The organism is Streptomyces sp. NPDC059909 (assembly GCF_042730885.1).
Taxonomy (GTDB): domain Bacteria; phylum Actinomycetota; class Actinomycetes; order Streptomycetales; family Streptomycetaceae; genus Streptomyces.
The window spans coordinates 42,260-59,592 of record NZ_JBHWKX010000019.1; the positions used below are offsets into that span (position 1 = coordinate 42,260).

A 17,333-nucleotide genomic window follows, 5' to 3' on the forward strand; every position below is an offset into this window, starting at 1 on the left:
CGCGGCCGGTCACTTCGACGTACGCGTACGGGGACAGCCCCGGCGGGGAGGGACCCGGAGAGGTGACCGACGTCCCGCGGCGCCCGGCTCAGCGGGCCGCCGTCCGGCGCAGCACCTCGGCCGCCCCGCTCGCCGTGCGCAGCGGAAGCACCGCCGGATCCTTCACCTCGTCACCGAAATCGCCGGGCCGGGACTCGGAGTGGGGCCGGCGCCCGCCGCGCCCCTCACCGAGCACCTGCCACCCACCACGCGTCAGCGTGATGTACGCGCCGCAGCGGAGCCCGTGCAGGGTGCAGGCGTCGCGCAGGCCCCACATCCACGCCCCGTCCTCCTCCGTCCAGCGCTCGTCGCCCTCGCGGCAGTAGAGCAACACGGCGGTGCGGACCGGGGTGCGGCGGCGCAGATCGTGCGGGATGACCCGGCGCAGTTGGGCCAGCAGCGCGTTGCGGAACTCCCAGCCGTCGGCAGGGGCGGCACGCCGGGTGAACGAGGCGCTGGCCGCCAGTCGTTCCTCCTGGTCCAGCACGGCCACGACGGCTGTCGACGGAGTCGGCCGGTGGCGGGTGTGCAGGCCGCTGACGACGTCGCGGGGATTGCGCAGCAGAGGGATCCCGGCTGCCGCCCACTCGGCCGGCTCCAGCATCCTGGCGAGGCCGGCGGAATTGGCCGATCCGTTGATCGAAGTGGCTGCGGACGAAGCGAATCCGAAGGTCACGTTCCTCCCTTCGCATACGCGCCCACAGAGCGGGCAGGGGTCGGTGAGTCGCACCGCAGCACAGCCCTTCGGGACCGCGAACGGGCCGTGCGGGGGACAGTTCCAATTCTTGCGGGCCTGCGGGCGAGCGGCAACGAGCAATTGAGCACGCTGACTGGAATAGGCAGGTATGACGCTCATATCCCTGCCCAATCGGGCCAACCACCACGCCTTTCAGGCTTGAACCGCGAGGACCAGCGGAAACACCCCCTCTGCTCCGGCTCGGCGCAGCAGCCGCGACGCGATGGCGAGAGTCCAGCCGCTGTCCGAGAGATCGTCGATGAGCAGAACCGGCCCGGCCGCCGCCTGGACCGCTGCGGCAAGCGCGGGCGGAACGACCAGCGCATCGTGCAGCCCCCGCACCCGCTGTGCGCTGTTCGTTCGCGAGATGTGCGTGTCCTGCCACTCCGGCGCGTACTCGACCGTACCGAGCAGCGGCAGACGACCGGCTTCGGCGATGCGGGACCCGAGCGAGGCGACGAGCCGTGGCTTGCTGCGCGAGGCGATGGTGACCACGCCGACCGGGCGGGGCGGTGCGTCCGCTGCGCCCGACGACCAGCCGCCGGGCCCTTTGGCCCAGTCGGCCAGGACGCTCACGACCGCGTTCACCACATCGTCCGGAACCTGTCCGTCCTGAGCCTGCGGGGCAAGCATCGGGCGGAGCCGGTTGCCCCAGCCGATGTCGGACAGCCGACCCAGCGCCCGGCCCGTGAGCGACTGCTCGCCGATCGGGATACGGCCCTTCAGATCGACTCCGACGGCCGCCAGTCCGGTGGGCCACATCTTGCGCGGCTCCACCTCCACACCGGGCCGGCCCAGCTCCCCGCGCGCTGCGTCCAGCGCCCCGGTCGACACGCCGGTGTCGAAGCGGGCTCCCGCACAATTGTCGCAACGGCCGCATGGGGCCGCCTCTTCGTCGTCCAGCTGCCGCCGCAGGAACTCCATCCGGCAGCCCACCGCCGACGCGTAGTCACGCATCGCCTGCTGCTCGGCCTCCCGCTGCCGTGCCACCCAGGCATAGCGCTCCGCGTCGTACACCCAAGGCTCGCCCGTCGTCGTCCAGCCACCCTTCACCCGGCGCACCGCGCCGTCCACGTCGAGCACCTTGAGCATCGTCTCCAGCCGCGTGCGCCGCAGTTCGACCAAGGGCTCGAGGGCGGGCAGCGAGAGTGGCCTGCCCGCGTGGGCGAGCACGTCCAGGGTGCGCCGCACGAGCTCCTCCGGGGGGAAGGCGACCGAGGCGAAGTACTGCCAGATCGCCTCGTCCTCCTTGCCAGGCAGGAGCAGCACCTCGGCGTGCTTCACGCCTCGCCCGGCCCGGCCCACCTGCTGGTAGTAGGCGATGGGGGAGGAGGGCGAGCCCAAGTGGACCACAAATCCGAGGTCGGGCTTGTCGAAGCCCATGCCCAGGGCGGAGGTGGCCACCAGAGCCTTGACGCGGTTGGCGAGCAGGTCGTCCTCGGCCTGCTGCCGGTCCGCGTTCTCCGTACGTCCCGTATAGGACGCGACGGTGTGTCCGCAGTGCCGCAGATATGTCGTGACCTCTTCGGCCGCCGCGACCGTGAGCGTATAGATGATGCCGGAGCCGGGCAGGTCGCCGAGATGGTCCGCCAGCCAGGCCAGCCGGTGAGCGGCATCGGGGAGTTGAAGCACGCTCAGGCTGAGGCTTTCCCGGTCGAGCGGACCCCGCAGGACCAGCGCGTCGGTGCCCGCACCCGTCCCGAGCTGCTCGGCGACATCCGCGGTCACGCGGGCGTTGGCGGTGGCAGTCGTCGCGAGCACCGGAACACCCGGTGGCAGGTCGGCGAGCATCGTGCGCAGTCGCCGGTAGTCGGGCCGGAAATCGTGGCCCCAGTCCGAGATGCAGTGCGCCTCGTCGACGACCAGGAGCCCGGTCGCGGCGGCGAGCTTGGGCAGCACCTGGTCCCGGAAGTCCGGGTTGTTGAGCCGCTCCGGACTGACCAGCAGCACGTCGACCTCGCCGGCGGCGACCTCCGCCTGGATCGTGTCCCACTCCTCGGTGTTCGACGAATTGATCGTCCGGGCCCGGATACCCGCGCGGGCTGCGGCCTCCACCTGATTGCGCATGAGCGCGAGAAGTGGCGAGACGATCACCGTCGGACCGCTTCCGCGCTCCCGCAGCAGAGAGGTCGCGACGAAATAGACGGCGGACTTGCCCCAACCGGTCCGCTGGACGACCAGGGCTCTGCGCTTGTCGGCGACGAGCGCTTCGATGGCACGCCACTGGTCCTCGCGCAGCCTGGCGGAGCCGGTGGCGTCCCCGACGAGGCGTGCGAGGACGGAATCGGCCGAGGCCCTCAGATCTGCGCGGTCTGTGTTGGTCATGCCCCCATGCAACCCGATGGCACGGACAATGCGCGAACGTGGCGGCCAGCCTGTGGATAACGTTATCCACAGGGCTGGCGAGGATGTCTTGATCACGGGACCGTCGAGGCATGCGAAACAGCAACGAACACAACAGCTCCCATGAATCCCACGAGCCCGACGGCCGGGCTGAGTCGCGCGATCGGGCGGAGTCCGGTGGTCTGGCCGAGCCTCACGGCCGGGCGGAGGCGGGCGGCCGTGGCGGTCGGGGCGAGTCGCGCGATCGGGCCAGGTCCGACGGTCGGGCAGGCGAGCGCCGCGCCGCGCCGACTGAGTCCCACGGTCGGACGGAGGCAGAAGATCGGACCGAGTCCGACGTTCTGGCCGCCGGCGATCCTCATGGCGCGCCCGCTGAGTCTCATGGTCGGGTCGGAGAATCCCGCGATGGGGCAGGTGAGCCTCTCGGCCTGGCGGCCGGGTCCGGCGGTCGGGCCGACGAGCCGTCCATCACCCTGCGCGGCCCCGCCGAGCTCGCCGATGCCCTGCCGTATCTGATGGGATTTCACCCGACCGATTCGGTGGTCCTGGTCGCCCTCCACGGCCCGCGAGGCCGCTTCGGCGGACGGCTCAGGGTCGGCATTCCCTCCGCTCAGCGGGAGTGGCTGCCGGTGGCCGAGCAGCTTGCCGAGTGTCTCGTCGAAGCCAGCGAGCGGCGGGGAGCCAGGCCGGACGGCATTGTCGTCTTCCTCTGCCAGGATCCGGCGGAGGGAGAGACCGGCCAGTCGGTGATGGAGCGGCTCCGACCGCTGGCGCAGTGGCTGCGGACGGCTTGCGGCTCGCTCGACGTGCCCGTGTACGAAGCACTGTGCATCTCCGGCGGCCGCTTCTGGTCCTACTGCTGTCCGGACTCCCGGTGCTGTCCGGTGGAGGGGACTGCCATGGCGATGCAGGGCACGTCCGTGATGGCCGCGGCCGCCGCCTACGCCGGGATTCAGGTGCGGGGGTCGCTGCGGGAGTTGGAGGCACGGCTGGAGCCGCGGACGCCCATGTCGGCCGAGCAGGAGCGAGCGCTCGACACCACGGCTTCCGCGATGGTGCCCAGGATTCTGGACCAGGAGAGCCGGGAGCAGGTCGGTGCGGAGACGCTGCGGCTCGCCCGCCGCCTGATGAAGCGGCTAGGGGAGAAAGCGACCCTGGGTGTCGGATGGCCGGAGGCGGACGCTGGGGACGACAGACTCATCTCGCACGATGAGGCGGCCGCCGTCATCCTCGGGCTCCAGGACCGGGACACCCGGGACCGTGCCGCGGCGTGGATGGAGGGGCAGGAGGCCGATCAGGCGCTGCGGCTCTGGCGGGCGCTGTCGCGGCGTTGCGTCGGGCCGTACATGGAGCATGCGGCCGCACCGCTCGCCCTGGCCGGGTGGGTCTCCTGGTCGATCGGCGACGAGCCCGGTGCCCGAGTGGCTCTCAGTCTCGCCCTGCGCACGGACCCGGAATACGTCTTCGCGCGGTTGCTTCACCAGGCGTGCAACGACGGGCTGGATCCGGAGTCGCTGCGTCGCTGCCTGCGGGGGGAGCGACACGCATCGGAAGGCGCCGCCCCGGCCGCGGCCGGGGATGTGCCGGGCGGCCGGACCGCGACGCCGACGCAGTCGTCCCGGTCGCGCTCGGGGACAGGGCGCTTGCCGGAGAAGGCTGTGAAGAGGAAGGTCCCGCGGCCCGGTCCCTCGGCACCGGGGGCGGCCACCCCGTCCCGGCGCCGCCCAGCTCCGAGCCCCGGCACGGTGGCCGGCCGAGGCAGGACACGCACGGTGGGTCGTGGCGGTGGGCGGCGCAGTTCAGGAGACGGACGATGACGGGCGTGACCCTTGCGGGTGCGGGGCCGTTCATGTGTGTGGCGGTGTCGTTCGACCCGTGCCGCCGTACTCGTAGCGGCTGTCCTGAGCGCACAGAAGGCACAGCAGAATCCACATGGCCCTCAGCGACCATTTCCAGGCCTCCGCCCAGGTCCCTGCGTCGGCATCGGCCTCCGGCACACCTGGATTCACCCTCGCGTCCTCCGCTTCCACCCCCGGCACCGGGCGCGCATCACTCGCCACAGGCGCGCCACCCGGAGCCGGGCCACCCGGCACGAGGCGGCCCATGGCTCCGCCTCCGCTGCACCACACGCTCATGTGTGTCGCGCTGCCGAGCCTGGCCGTGTCGGCGGAGCACGGTCAGCTCACCGGACTGGGCCTCGAGGGTGTCTACCGCTCGGGCCGCAGACTCCTCTCCCGCAGCCGGTTGCGGATCGCAGGGACCGAACCGGTCGTCGTCCAGGGGAGGTTGGTCTCGGCGGACAGGGCCGTGTTCTTCGCCCTGGCACGTACCCCCGCCGACGCCGGACCCGACCCCGAGATCGGCGTCGAGCGGTCGAGGGACGCCGACGGCACCGAGCGGATCACGCTGCGCAGCTGGTCCGGCCGCACCCTCCGGTTCCCCGTCGAGCTTTCGCTCGGCACCGATCTCGCCGACCTGGGCGCGGTGGCGGCGGGCCGCGCCGGACCCGAGCTGCCCGCCGGCGTCCACGCCTCGGGCCTGCGCTGGTCCGCGCCCGGTGGCCACCACACCTCCGTCACCGCGGTCCCGCCACCGGCGGACGCCCTGGCCTCCGCGGGGCTGCTGCGCTGGGATTTCGAGCTGGCGCCCGGAGAGAGCCGGACCATCGAGCTCCGGGTCGGCGGCGCCGGCCGGCCCGCCGGACCGTCCGGCAGCACCGGAGGGAGTCCCCTGGCGGATGCGCGGGCCGAGAGCGACGATCCGCGCGTGGCGAGCCTGCTCCAGGCATGCCTCGCCGACCTCGGCGCGCTGTTGCTGCGCGACCGTGACCAGCCCCTGGACGTGTATCCGGCCGCCGGTGCGCCCTGGCGCTGCGGGCTCGCACCCGCCGAGGCGCTCTGGGCGGTGCGCATGGCGCTGCCGGCCGGCACGCGACTCGCGGCGGCCACTCTGCGCACGCTCGCCCGCAGCCAGATCGGCGGCACGGGACCTGACTGCGGCCGTATCCCCGGACCCCTGCGGGACGTGGGCCCGCACCTTCCCCCAGGCTGCACAGGAATCGAAGCGACGCTCGCCTTCCCGGCAGTCCTCGCCGAGGCGTGGCGCTGGGGGCTGCCCGAGCGGGAGCTGGAGGAACTGCTGCCGGTGGCGGAGCGCTGTCTGGCCTGGCTGCGCGAGGCCGCCGGCGACGACGGGCTGCTGCGCGAGCCGGGCCCCGCCGCCGTCGAGCGCGCCGAGACGCAGGCGCACGCGCATCGTGCCGCGTTGCTGGGAGCGGATGTCCTGGAAGCATGCGGGCGGCCGGGAGCCGGGTGGTGGCGGGAGTGGGCGAGCAGACTGCGCCGAAGCTTCCGTGAGGGGTTCTGGCTGGACGACCGCAGTGGCGGGCGGCCGGCGGCGGCCCGCACCCGCGGCGGCAGGCCCGTGCTCCACCTGGGCGGCGCAGCGGTGCACCTCCTGGACACGGGCTTGCAAGGCGGCGGCCGGCAAGCCCTCGGACTGCTCGACCACGTACAGACGGAAAAGGTGGCGAGACTGCTCGGCGGCCCCGGCCTGGACTCCGGCTGGGGGCTGCGCAGTCTGGACGCCAAGGAGCCCGGACACAATCCGTTCGGACACCGCTCGGGAGCGGTGCGGGTGCACGAGACGGGCGTGGCCGTCGCGGGTCTGGCGGCCGCCGGATACGAGAGAGAGGCGAGTTCCCTGCTCCGCGGTGTCCTCGACGCGGCTGAGTTTTTCGGGTACCGGCTCCCGGAGATGTACGCGGGGAGCAGCGGACCGCCGGTGCCGTGCCCGTTCCGCACCCAGCGGCCTGCCGTCCGGCGGCGGTGTCCGCCGCTGCGGGGATCCAGTTGCTGACCGCCCTCGTCGGCATCCGCCCCGACGCACCGGCCGGCACGGTCGCGCTGCACCCGATGCGCTCCGCTCCGCTCGGTGCCGTTCAGTTCTCCGGGCTGCGGGTCGCCGGGGAGCCCTTCTCCGTACGGGTCAGCAGACTCGGGCTCGGCATGGTCGAGGAAGCCGCCGACGGACTTCAGTTGGGAGTCGGAGGGAGAGCATGAGGGGGATGGCCACGACGATCCGAACAGGGCACGGGGTGCGGGAAGAAGTCATCGCTACCGATCACGAAGGGAGTGTTTATCGTCAGGAAGACGACTATGATCGCGGCATGTCGCCCTACGACCCGTCGGCCTTTCCGCCCTTCGCAGTCACCGTCGACCTGGTCGTGCTCACCGTGCGTCGCCACGCGCTCTGCGCCCTGGTCGTACGCCGCGGGGAGCCGCCGTTCCAGGGCCGCTGGGCGCTGCCCGGAGGATTCGTACGGGCCGATGAGGACTTGGCGGCGGCAGCGGCGCGGGAGCTCGTCGAGGAGACGGGGCTGTGTGTGCACGACCCCGGTTCGCCCGAGCCGGACAACGGTGCCCACCTGGAGCAGCTGGCCACCTACGGCGACCCGAAGCGCGACCCCCGGATGCGGGTGGTGAGCGTCGCCCATCTCGCGCTCTCACCGGATCTGCCGTCGCCTCGCGCCGGCGGCGACGCGAACAGTGCGCGCTGGGCTCCCGTCGAGTCGCTGCTGAACCAGGAGCACGGCGGACGCGAAGGTGAGCCGCCCGCGCCGCTCGCCTTCGACCATGCGCAGATCCTGGCGGACGGTGTGGAGCGTGCCAGGTCCAAGATCGAGTACTCGTCGCTGGCGACGGCGTTCTGCCCGCCCGAGTTCACGGTGGGCGAGCTGAGGCGGGTGTACGAGGCGGTGTGGGGTGTCGCCCTGGACCCCCGGAACTTCCATCGGAAGGTGACCGGGACGCCGGGCTTCCTGGTGCCCGCGGGCGGGACGACGACCCGCCAGGGCGGTCGCCCTGCCCAGTTGTTCCGGGCCGGTGGCGCGACGCTGCTCAACCCGCCCATGCTGCGGCCCGAGGTCTGAGGCGGCGGGTCTCCGCCGGATCGTCATCGGTTCGCTGTCGGATTGCTGCGGGATCGCGGTTGGACGTGCGCCGACGTATGCCGGCGTCGTGGGGCGAGGTCGTGCGGCTGGGGCGTCCGACAGGGACCGTGCGCGGTTGGCCTGCCCACCACCCGGGCCGTCTTGCCCTAAAAGTCGGAAATGTCGCGTTATCTTTCTGCGGTACCCGCATGCGACCGCGTACCCGCCCTGCCCGCTCAGCGGTCTCACCTCCCGCGAGAGAAGCGATGCTCCAGGCCATCGGACTCACCAGCATCCCGCGCCAGGGCGCCCCGCCCGCCGTGGACGACCTGACCTTCGAGGCGCTGCCCGGCACCGTCACCGCACTGCTGGGCGTGCGGGGCTCCGGCAAGACGACGGCCCTGCGTCTGATGCTCGAACTCGAAGCGGGCCGCGGGGTCGCCTACTTCCGAGGTCGCCCCCTGCACCGCATCGCACACCCCGCGCGTGAGGTGGGGGTGCTGCTCGGCGATGTGCCCGGGCATCCGGCCCGTACAGTGCGCGGCCAGCTCCGAATGCTCTGCGCCGCCGCAGGAGTGCCTGCATCGCGCGCCGACGACATGCTGGAGGTCGTCGGGATCGGCGCCCTGCGGGACGCCCGGCTCGGCAGCCTTTCCCTCGGTATGGACCGCAGACTCGGCGTGGCCTGCGCCCTGTTGGGGGATCCGCACACGCTGCTGCTCGACGATCCGGCCAAAGGGTTGTCCCCGCGGGAGAGCAGCTGGCTGTTCGGGCTGCTGCGTGCCCATGCGGCGCAGGGCGGCACAGTCCTGTACACCACCGAGGACCCCAAGGAGGCGGCCCGGACCGCCGATCGCGTCGTCACCGTCGACGGAGGGCGCCTGGTCGCCGACCAGGACATCGCCGCATTCGCCCGCACGCGGTTGCGGCCGCGCGTCGTGGTGCGTACCCCGCACGCCGCGCGGCTCGCCGCCGTGGTGAGCCGCGAAGCCCGGGCAGCGCAGCGCTCCGTCGAAGTGGTCACCGAAGATGGCAACCGACTCTTCGTCTTCGGCAGCAGCTGCGCCGAGATCGGCGACACCGCATACCGGCACGGCGTCCTCATCCACCAGCTCGCCGACGAGATCGGCGACACCGCGCCCCCGCCCCCTCCCGCCCCCACTCCCACCACCGCCTCCTCAACCGCCCCCACTCCCACCCTTGCCCCCGCGCCGAGGCCCGTCCCGGACACCCCCGTCGTCCCCACCTCCACTCCTCCCCCGGCCGCAGAGGCCAGGAGGTCGTCGCCTCCGCTCCTCGTCCGCCCGATGCGCACGCCTCTCCAGCCCGTGCGTTACGAGCTCCGCCGCCTCATCGGCGTCCCGACAACCCATCTGCTCGTGGCGGCCGTTCTTGTCGTCTCCGCCGGCCTCTCGGCGCTGCTCGCCCACACCGGCGGCACCCCGCTCCCGGGCCTCCTCGCCGCCTGGCCCAGGGTGCTGCCGCTGCCGCCCGCCGCCCTCGGGGCAGGACTGCTCGGCGCCCTCTCCTTCGGCAACGAGTTCCGCTACCCCGCCCTCGCGTCCGGTCGCGGGACCGTCCCGCGCCGCCTCGGGCTGCTGCTTGCGAAGCTCGCGGTGACGGCAGCGGCCGCGCTTGTGCTCGGGTTTCTCGTCGCCGTACTGAACTGGCAGGTACTCGGCCTCGCCTACGGACGCGACTTGGCGTCCGTCCCGGAAAACTGGGGGGCACTTTCGGCGAGTTGGTCGGGCCTGGTGGTCGGCTGTGCCTGGTCGGGCCTGCTCGCCGCCGGGATCTTCCGGTTCACTGCTGCGGGAGTGGCGGCCGTGCTCGCCGTACCCGTGCTGGTCGTACCACTGGTGCAGAAGGCACTCGCAGGGCCGTCCGCGCGTTCGATCGCCGGACTTCCGGGCCGTTTGCGCGAGCTGGCCTGGCTGCAGTGGCCGTACGAGATGGACCGCTGGTTGCTCGCAGGTCTGCGCGTGCTCGCTCAACCTGTGGGCGCGGCACTGGCGTTGTCGCTGTGCGCGCTGCTCTGCGGGTATTTGCTCACCGGCCTTCGCGGGAGGGTCCGTTGGTGACAGAAAGGGCCCGTGAAAGCAATGAGCGCCACGCAGCTCCCCGGCGAATGACCGTTTCTTCCTGATAAGTCGTCAATTGTGGAGTGGGCGGCGATCACCCTTTCGTGTGCTTTTCACCAAAGACCTCAAGGGTCGAGAGGGGCACGCCGACAAAGGATGCGTGAGTACCCTTGCGCACACCATGATGACCGCCGCCCGCCCCGCCGAGTCCGGCCTCGCCGGCCCGGGCGATCTCGACCGATACCCCTACCCGGAGGTGCCCGGCGTCGACCGCGTGGACCGTGTCGGCCCCCCGGCCTGGGACACCTCGGACGCCGATCTCGGCCGGGCGGCCGGCCGCCGCGCGGCGGGCAGCCGGGGCCGCGGCCTCCACGGCCAACTCGTCCAGCAGCTGGGGCAGATGATCGTCTCCGGCGACCTCGGGGCCGACCGTCCGCTCGTACCCGAGGAGATCGGCCAGCGCTTCGAGGTCTCCCGGACCGTCGTCCGCGAGTCGCTCCGCGTCCTCGAGGCCAAGGGCCTCGTCAGTGCCCGCCCGAACGTGGGCACCCGGGTCCGTCCCGTCAGCGACTGGAATCTGCTGGACCCCGACATCATCGAGTGGCGCGCCTTCGGCCCGCAGCGCGACGACCAGCGCCGCGAGCTCACCGAGCTCCGCTGGACGATCGAGCCGCTCGCCGCCCGTCTCGCCGCCGGACACGGCCGGGAGGACGTGCAGCAGCGCCTCGGCGACATGGTGGAGATCATGGGTCACGCGCTCACTCAGGGTGATGGCATCACCTTCGCGCGTGCCGACGCCGAGTTCCACTCCCTCCTGATCCAGGTCGCCGGCAACCGCATGCTGGAGCACCTGTCCGGGATCGTCGGCGCCGCCCTCCAGGTGTCGGGTGGCCCCGCCGCCGGATGCGACCGCGCCTCCGAGCCGTCCCTGACGCACCACGCTCGCATCGTCGACGCCCTTGCCTCGGGCGACGCGAACAGCGCCGAGACGGCCATGCGTCAACTTCTCACCGTCCACCCGGAGGTCGAGCGCGTCGTGCCCGCTCCGCGCGAGCACTGATCGCTGACGCGGCCGGGGCGTTCCAGGGCGTACCCATCGTGTGTCGCCGGACCTCAGGGGTCCGGCGACACGATCATGGAAACGTTCCAGCGGACAGCCGTACGAATCGCCATGCGGAGCGCTGTTCGAAGTGTCGTGCGGAACGTTCCATGCGGAACTCCGTACGGAATCGGCGTCCAGACGCCGTACGGAACCCGTCCGGACGCCGTACGAAGCCCCGTGTGCAGGCCGCGCGAAGCGTCGTGCAGGATCGCCCGGACGGTGTAGGGCAGTGGCGGCTGGGTAGGCAATCGTCGAGGCGATTGCGGAGTGAACTTCCCATCTGGTCGTTTTGTCGCAAATGAGGTGTGACTCGGGCCACGCGGATTGGGCGTAACACTCCTCGAAACAGTGCGATGACCTAAGAGGTGACAGCCGCAGAAGGGAATACAGACGCCGTTCACGGCGCTGTCCAGCTCTGAGGTTCAGCCCGCGCCGTCGGTACATCCCCAACCGGCGGTCGTCGGCTCCGGCCCGATCATGGGCGGGGCCGGAAGCCGTTTTCCATCGTTCCGAGAGGTTGTTCGTGTCGGCCAGCACATCCCGTACGCTCCCGCCGGAGATCGCCGAGTCCGAGTCTGTGATGGCGCTCATCGAGCGGGGAAAGGCTGATGGGCAGATTGCCGGCGATGACGTGCGTCGGGCCTTCGAGGCTGACCAAATTCCGCCAACCCAGTGGAAGAATGTTCTGCGCAGCCTCAACCAGATCCTCGAGGAAGAGGGTGTGACGCTGATGGTCAGTGCCGCGGAGTCGCCCAAGCGCACCCGCAAGAGCGTCGCAGCTAAGAGCCCGGCAAAGCGCACCGCCACCAAGACCGTCGCGGCCAAGACGACCACGACGAAGACCGTCGCGGCCGCCACCGCGGCACCGGCGGTCACGTCCGAGGAGATCGCGGCGGCCACGTCCGACGAGACCGCAGCGCCCGAGAAGAAGGTGGCCGCGAAGAAGACCGCGGCCAAGAAGACGGCGGCCAAGAAGACCGCCGCGAAGAAGACGACGGCCGCGAAGAAGACCACGGCCGCCAAGAAGGACAGCGACGAGCTGATCGAGGGTGACGAGGTCCTCGAGGAGGCGCAGCCCGGCAAGGCCGGCGCCGACGAGCCCGAGGGTGCCGAGAGCGCGGGCTTCGTACTCTCCGACGAGGACGAGGACGACGCTCCCGCACAGCAGGTCGCCGCGGCCGGTGCCACCGCCGACCCGGTCAAGGACTACCTCAAGCAGATCGGCAAGGTCCCCCTGCTCAACGCCGAGCAGGAGGTCGAGCTGGCCAAGCGCATCGAGGCGGGACTGTTCGCCGAGGACAAGCTGGCGAACTCCGACAAGCTCGCCCCGAAGCTCAAGCGCGAGCTGGAGATCATCGCCGAGGACGGTCGCCGCGCCAAGAACCACCTGCTGGAGGCCAACCTCCGACTGGTCGTCTCGCTGGCCAAGCGCTACACCGGCCGCGGCATGCTCTTCCTGGACCTGATCCAGGAGGGCAACCTCGGTCTGATCCGCGCCGTCGAGAAGTTCGACTACACCAAGGGCTACAAGTTCTCCACGTACGCCACCTGGTGGATCCGTCAGGCGATCACCCGCGCCATGGCCGACCAGGCCCGCACCATCCGTATCCCGGTGCACATGGTCGAGGTCATCAACAAGCTCGCGCGTGTGCAGCGCCAGATGCTCCAGGACCTGGGCCGCGAGCCCACCCCGGAGGAGCTGGCCAAGGAGCTCGACATGACCCCCGAGAAGGTCATCGAGGTCCAGAAGTACGGTCGCGAGCCGATCTCCCTCCACACCCCGCTGGGTGAGGACGGTGACAGCGAGTTCGGTGACCTGATCGAGGACTCCGAGGCGGTCGTCCCGGCCGACGCGGTCAGCTTCACGCTCCTCCAGGAGCAGCTTCACTCGGTGCTCGACACCCTGTCGGAGCGTGAGGCGGGCGTGGTCTCCATGCGCTTCGGCCTCACCGACGGTCAGCCGAAGACGCTCGACGAGATCGGCAAGGTCTACGGCGTGACGCGTGAGCGGATCCGCCAGATCGAGTCGAAGACGATGTCGAAGCTGCGCCACCCGTCCCGTTCGCAGGTGCTGCGGGACTACCTCGACTGAGTCTGCGCACTGCGCAGGACAGCCGCGTGACCGAGGGCCCGGTTCCCATGAGGGAGCCGGGCCCTCGGTCGTCGTGCGGCAGGCAGGGCGGCGTCGTGCAGTGGGCTTCGGTCGTCGTGCAGCGGGTGCGGGCCGACGTGGGCTGACTGACTCTGAGTGGACGGAGTCCACCGGAGAGTCAGGAGATCTGTATGAGTCGCCCCATCGCCCGAGCACTGGCAGGACCCATGGCCCTGGCGGCTGCAGCGGTCCTGGTGCCACTCGCCCACCCGGCTCCCGCATCCGCCGACAGTGTGGTCATCGGCGGCCGCCCGGCGCGGTCCGTGGACAGCCCCTGGGTCGTCGCCCTGTCCAGCCGTGACCGGTTCGGAGGTATGCGGGCCGGGCAGTTCTGCGGCGGAGTCGTCGTGGCGCCGACCAAGGTGCTCACCGCCGCTCACTGCCTCAGTCGCGAAGTGCTGGGGACGGCCGTGAAGGAGGTCCGCGATCTGCGCGTCATCGCGGGCCGGGAGGAACTGCGCGGAGCGGAAGGCCAGGAGATTCCCGTACGGGAGGCACGGGTCGCGCCCGCGTACGACCCGCACACCAACACCACCGATGTGGCCGTACTGACGCTGGCGAGCGCGCTGCCGGCCGGCCATGTGATCAGGACTGCGGGCGACGGAGACCCGGCGTACAAAGCCGGCACCTCCGCCGAGGTCTACGGATGGGGCGACACGACCGGGGTCGGCACCTACGCGCACGCGCTGCGCGTCGCACCCGTGCGGGTGCTGCCGGACGAGGCGTGCGCTCAGGCATACCCGGGGGGCGCGGTCGGCCGCTACGAACCGTCCACGATGCTCTGCGCGGGAGACGAGCGAGGTGGGCACGATGCGTGCCAGGGGGACAGCGGAGGGCCACTGGTGGCGGGCGGCCGGCTGATCGGCCTGGTCTCCTGGGGCAGCGGCTGCGGACGGGCGGAGAGCCCCGGGGTGTACACCCGGATCTCGGCGGTGCTGCGCTCGGCGGCCGATCTGCTGTGAGAGCCGGGTAGTTGGTCATCCGCTGTGCCAATTGCTCCAGCGCGTACGGTGATCGAGCGAGCGCAAAGGGTTATGAGAACGGGCGGTCGCCCCGGTGGGAGGGGCGGCCGCCCATCGGCCGGTCCTGGACCGGCCCTTGGCTCGTCGTCGGACGCGAGAGTCAGCGTTCGTCGTCGCCGGTGCTTGCCGGAACGGCGGTCAGCCGGTCGGTCTCATCCAGTATCTCCGCGGCGATCTTCTTGAGTTCCGGCTCGAACTTGCGCCCGTGGTGGGCACAGAAGAGCAGCTCACCGCCGCTTGTCAGGACGACGCGCAGGTACGCCTGGGCGCCGCAGCGGTCGCAGCGGTCAGCGGCCGTCAGCGGGCTCGCGGGGGTCAGAACAGTAGTCACGTCGCCTCTTCTCTAGCTCGACGAGCTGTCGTACCAGGGTCAACATCCAACCAGGCCGAAAACGTTCCCGCCCGGGCCTTTTCCTTGAAACTTCTTCGTCAAGGTGGCTGTCTGCTGCCGGTTGGCGGCGAATGTGCCGTATCGCTGCTTCGCTTTACGGTTTCGCTTGGCTTGCTGGGCTTGCTTGTCTCGTTCAGTCCTCCCGGCTGGGTTGCCGGTTGTTCATGAGGACGTGCCCGGAGCCTAAATGGTTCATGCCCGGAAGGGAACGTGATGTGCGCTTCACTCCATCGAGGGATCGAACGTGTATGCGACTCTGGACTAGCATGAGGAATCACGAGGGTGGCGTTACATCGGCTCTACCAAGCCTCGGTACCCTCTGACCGGCGACCGACGCCGGGGCCTTTACCCCACAGGGGCCAGATTCAAATTCAGCGAGGAGCGAACCGCGTGACCGCCGAAACGTCCGTGCCGTCCAGTGCGCTGCTGACCGCAGACCGTGACGGTTCCAACTACACCGCGCGGCACTTGCTGGTTCTCGAAGGGCTCGAGGCGGTCCGCAAGCGGCCCGGCATGTACATCGGGTCGACCGACAGCCGCGGCCTGATGCACTGCCTCTGGGAGATCATCGACAACTCCGTCGACGAAGCCCTCGGGGGCTACTGCGACCACATCGAGGTGATCCTCCACGACGACGGCTCCGTCGAGGTCCGGGACAACGGACGGGGCATCCCCGTCGACGTCGAGCCCAAGACCGGACTGTCCGGCATCGAGGTCGTCATGACCAAGCTGCACGCCGGCGGAAAGTTCGGCGGCGGTTCGTACGCGGCCTCCGGCGGTCTGCACGGCGTGGGCGCCTCCGTCGTGAACGCCCTCTCGGCCCGCCTCGACGTCGAGGTCGACCGCAACAGTGCCACGCACTCGATCAGCTTCCGCCGCGGTGTCCCCGGCATCTTCACCGAGTCCGGCCCCGACGCCCCCTTCGACCCGGCCAACGGGCTGATCAAGGGCAAGCGGGTGCCCAAGACCCGCACCGGCACCCGCGTGCGCTACTGGGCGGACCGCCAGATCTTCCTCAAGGACGCCAAGCTCTCCCTGGAGACGCTCCACCAGCGCGCCCGCCAGACCGCCTTCCTCGTCCCCGGCCTCACGATCGTCGTCCGCGACGAGCGCGATCTCGAGGGCGAGGGCAAGTCGGAGGAGATCTTCCGCTTCGACGGCGGCATCAGCGAGTTCTGCGAGTACCTCGCCCAGGACAAGGCCGTCTGCGACGTCCAGCGCCTCACCGGCCACGGCACCTTCAAGGAGACCGTCCCGGTCCTCGACGACCGCGGCCACATGACGCCGACCGAGGTCACGCGCGATCTCGCCGTCGACATCGCACTGCGCTGGGGCACCGGCTACGACACGATGGTCAGGTCGTTCGTCAACATCATCGCCACGCCCAAGGGCGGTACCCACGTCACCGGCTTCGAGCGATCCCTCACGAAGACGGTCAACGAGGTGCTCCGCTCCACGAAGCTGCTGCGCGTCGCCGAGGACGACATCGTCAAGGACGACGCCCTCGAAGGTCTCACCGCCGTCGTGACCGTCCGGCTCGCCGAGCCGCAGTTCGAGGGCCAGACCAAGGAGGTCCTCGGCACCTCCGCGGCCAACCGCATCGTGGCCAACGTCGTCGCCAAGGAGCTCAAGGCGTTCCTCACGTCGGTCAAGAAGGACACCAAGGCGCAGGCCCGGGCCGTCCTGGAGAAGGCCGTGGCCGCCGCCCGCACGCGTATCGCGGCGCGCCAGCACAAGGAGGCGCAGCGCCGGAAGACGGCCCTGGAGACCTCGTCCCTGCCCGCGAAGCTCGCCGACTGCCGCAGCGACGACGTCGAGCGCAGCGAACTCTTCATTGTCGAGGGTGACTCCGCGCTCGGTACGGCCAAGCTCGCCCGGAATTCCGAGTTCCAGGCGCTGCTCCCGATCCGCGGCAAGATCCTCAACGTTCAGAAGTCCTCGATCTCGGACATGCTCAAGAACGCCGAGTGCGGAGCGATCATCCAGGTCATAGGAGCAGGCTCGGGCCGGACCTTCGACATCGACGCCGCCCGGTACGGCAAGATCGTCCTCCTCGTCGACGCCGATGTCGACGGCGCGCACATCCGCTGTCTGCTGCTCACGCTCTTCCAGCGGTACATGCGCCCCATGGTCGAGGCGGGCCGGGTCTTCGCCGCCGTCCCGCCGCTGCACCGGATCGAGCTCGTCCAGCCCAAGAAGGGCCAGGACAAGTACGTGTACACGTACTCGGACAACGAGCTGCGCTCCACGCTGCTGGAGTTCCAGCGCAAGGGCATCCGCTTCAAGGACTCCATCCAGCGCTACAAGGGCCTCGGCGAGATGGACGCCGACCAGCTGGCGGAGACCACGATGGACCCGCGGCACCGCACGCTGCGCCGGATCAACATCGGCGATCTGGAGGCCGCGGAGCAGGTCTTCGATCTCCTGATGGGCAATGAGGTCGCCCCGCGCAAGGAGTTCATCACCAGCTCCGCCGCGACGCTCGACCGTTCGCGCATCGACGCCTGACGACAACCCGGGTGGCGGTTGCGGCCGTC

11 protein-coding genes and 1 pseudogene are annotated in these 17,333 nt (G+C 70.7%); 8 read left to right on the top strand and 4 right to left on the bottom strand.

The window, feature by feature from the left end:
- Positions 1-88: 88 nt before the first annotated feature.
- From ACFV9O_RS15655 to ACFV9O_RS15665, 3 genes are all read right to left on the bottom strand, one after another.
- Positions 89-715 (bottom strand): hypothetical protein, encoded by a 627-nt coding sequence (locus ACFV9O_RS15655; protein ID WP_385417521.1) that lies wholly within the window; start codon positions 713-715, stop codon positions 89-91.
- A 213-nt stretch (positions 716-928) separates the two neighbouring features.
- Positions 929-3,100, bottom strand: coding sequence for a RecQ family ATP-dependent DNA helicase (locus ACFV9O_RS15660; protein ID WP_385417523.1), 2,172 nt, complete (start codon positions 3,098-3,100; stop codon positions 929-931).
- Positions 3,101-3,192: 92 nt separating this feature from the next.
- Positions 3,193-3,645, bottom strand: a complete 453-nt coding sequence (locus tag ACFV9O_RS15665; RefSeq protein ID WP_385417526.1) for a hypothetical protein — start codon at positions 3,643-3,645, stop codon at positions 3,193-3,195.
- On the opposite strand from ACFV9O_RS15665, the gene ACFV9O_RS15670 reads away from it, so the two are divergent.
- The 7 genes and pseudogenes from ACFV9O_RS15670 (at position 3,634) to ACFV9O_RS15700 (ending at position 14,345) form a co-directional block, all read left to right on the top strand.
- A complete protein-coding gene (locus ACFV9O_RS15670) occupies positions 3,634-4,935 on the top strand; it encodes a DUF4192 domain-containing protein (protein WP_385417529.1) in 1,302 nt (433 codons plus the stop codon). The genes ACFV9O_RS15665 and ACFV9O_RS15670 overlap by 12 nt on opposite strands.
- A gap of 316 nt (positions 4,936-5,251) precedes the next feature.
- Positions 5,252-7,179: pseudogene (locus tag ACFV9O_RS15675) on the top strand (glycogen debranching N-terminal domain-containing protein).
- A gap of 107 nt (positions 7,180-7,286) precedes the next feature.
- Positions 7,287-8,048 (top strand): NUDIX domain-containing protein, encoded by a 762-nt coding sequence (locus tag ACFV9O_RS15680; protein WP_385417530.1) that lies wholly within the window; start codon positions 7,287-7,289, stop codon positions 8,046-8,048.
- Positions 8,049-8,314: 266 nt separating this feature from the next.
- Positions 8,315-10,129 carry an ATP-binding cassette domain-containing protein gene (locus tag ACFV9O_RS15685; RefSeq protein ID WP_385417532.1) on the top strand — a complete coding sequence of 605 codons (1,815 nt, stop codon included), beginning with the start codon at positions 8,315-8,317 and terminating at the stop codon, positions 10,127-10,129.
- 106 nt (positions 10,130-10,235) lie between these two features.
- A complete protein-coding gene (locus ACFV9O_RS15690) occupies positions 10,236-11,189 on the top strand; it encodes a FadR/GntR family transcriptional regulator (protein ID WP_385417535.1) in 954 nt (317 codons plus the stop codon).
- A gap of 565 nt (positions 11,190-11,754) precedes the next feature.
- On the top strand, positions 11,755-13,323 hold the full coding sequence (locus ACFV9O_RS15695) for an RNA polymerase sigma factor (protein ID WP_385417537.1): 1,569 nt from the start codon (positions 11,755-11,757) through the stop codon (positions 13,321-13,323).
- A 191-nt stretch (positions 13,324-13,514) separates the two neighbouring features.
- Positions 13,515-14,345: a S1 family serine peptidase gene (locus ACFV9O_RS15700; RefSeq protein WP_385417540.1), complete on the top strand. Its 831-nt coding sequence runs from the start codon at positions 13,515-13,517 to the stop codon at positions 14,343-14,345.
- Between the two features lie 160 nt (positions 14,346-14,505).
- On the opposite strand, the gene ACFV9O_RS15705 is transcribed toward ACFV9O_RS15700, so the two are convergent.
- Positions 14,506-14,736 carry a hypothetical protein gene (locus ACFV9O_RS15705; protein ID WP_385417543.1) on the bottom strand — a complete coding sequence of 77 codons (231 nt, stop codon included), beginning with the start codon at positions 14,734-14,736 and terminating at the stop codon, positions 14,506-14,508.
- 450 nt (positions 14,737-15,186) lie between these two features.
- Here ACFV9O_RS15705 and ACFV9O_RS15710 point away from each other — a divergent pair, with 450 nt between their 5' ends.
- Positions 15,187-17,304 (top strand): type IIA DNA topoisomerase subunit B, encoded by a 2,118-nt coding sequence (locus ACFV9O_RS15710; protein WP_385417544.1) that lies wholly within the window; start codon positions 15,187-15,189, stop codon positions 17,302-17,304.
- The last annotated feature ends 29 nt before the right edge of the window (positions 17,305-17,333 follow it).

What these genes read in the sequence shown, in the direction of transcription:
- ACFV9O_RS15660 (WP_385417523.1), bottom strand. Translation starts at nt 3,100, where the DNA reads ATGACCAACACAGACCGCGCAGATCTGAGGGCCTCGGCCGATTCCGTC.
- ACFV9O_RS15670 (WP_385417529.1), top strand. Translation starts at nt 3,634, where the DNA reads ATGGGATTTCACCCGACCGATTCGGTGGTCCTGGTCGCCCTCCACGGC.
- ACFV9O_RS15680 (WP_385417530.1), top strand. Translation starts at nt 7,287, where the DNA reads ATGTCGCCCTACGACCCGTCGGCCTTTCCGCCCTTCGCAGTCACCGTC.
- ACFV9O_RS15685 (WP_385417532.1), top strand. Translation starts at nt 8,315, where the DNA reads ATGCTCCAGGCCATCGGACTCACCAGCATCCCGCGCCAGGGCGCCCCG.
- ACFV9O_RS15700 (WP_385417540.1), top strand. Translation starts at nt 13,515, where the DNA reads ATGAGTCGCCCCATCGCCCGAGCACTGGCAGGACCCATGGCCCTGGCG.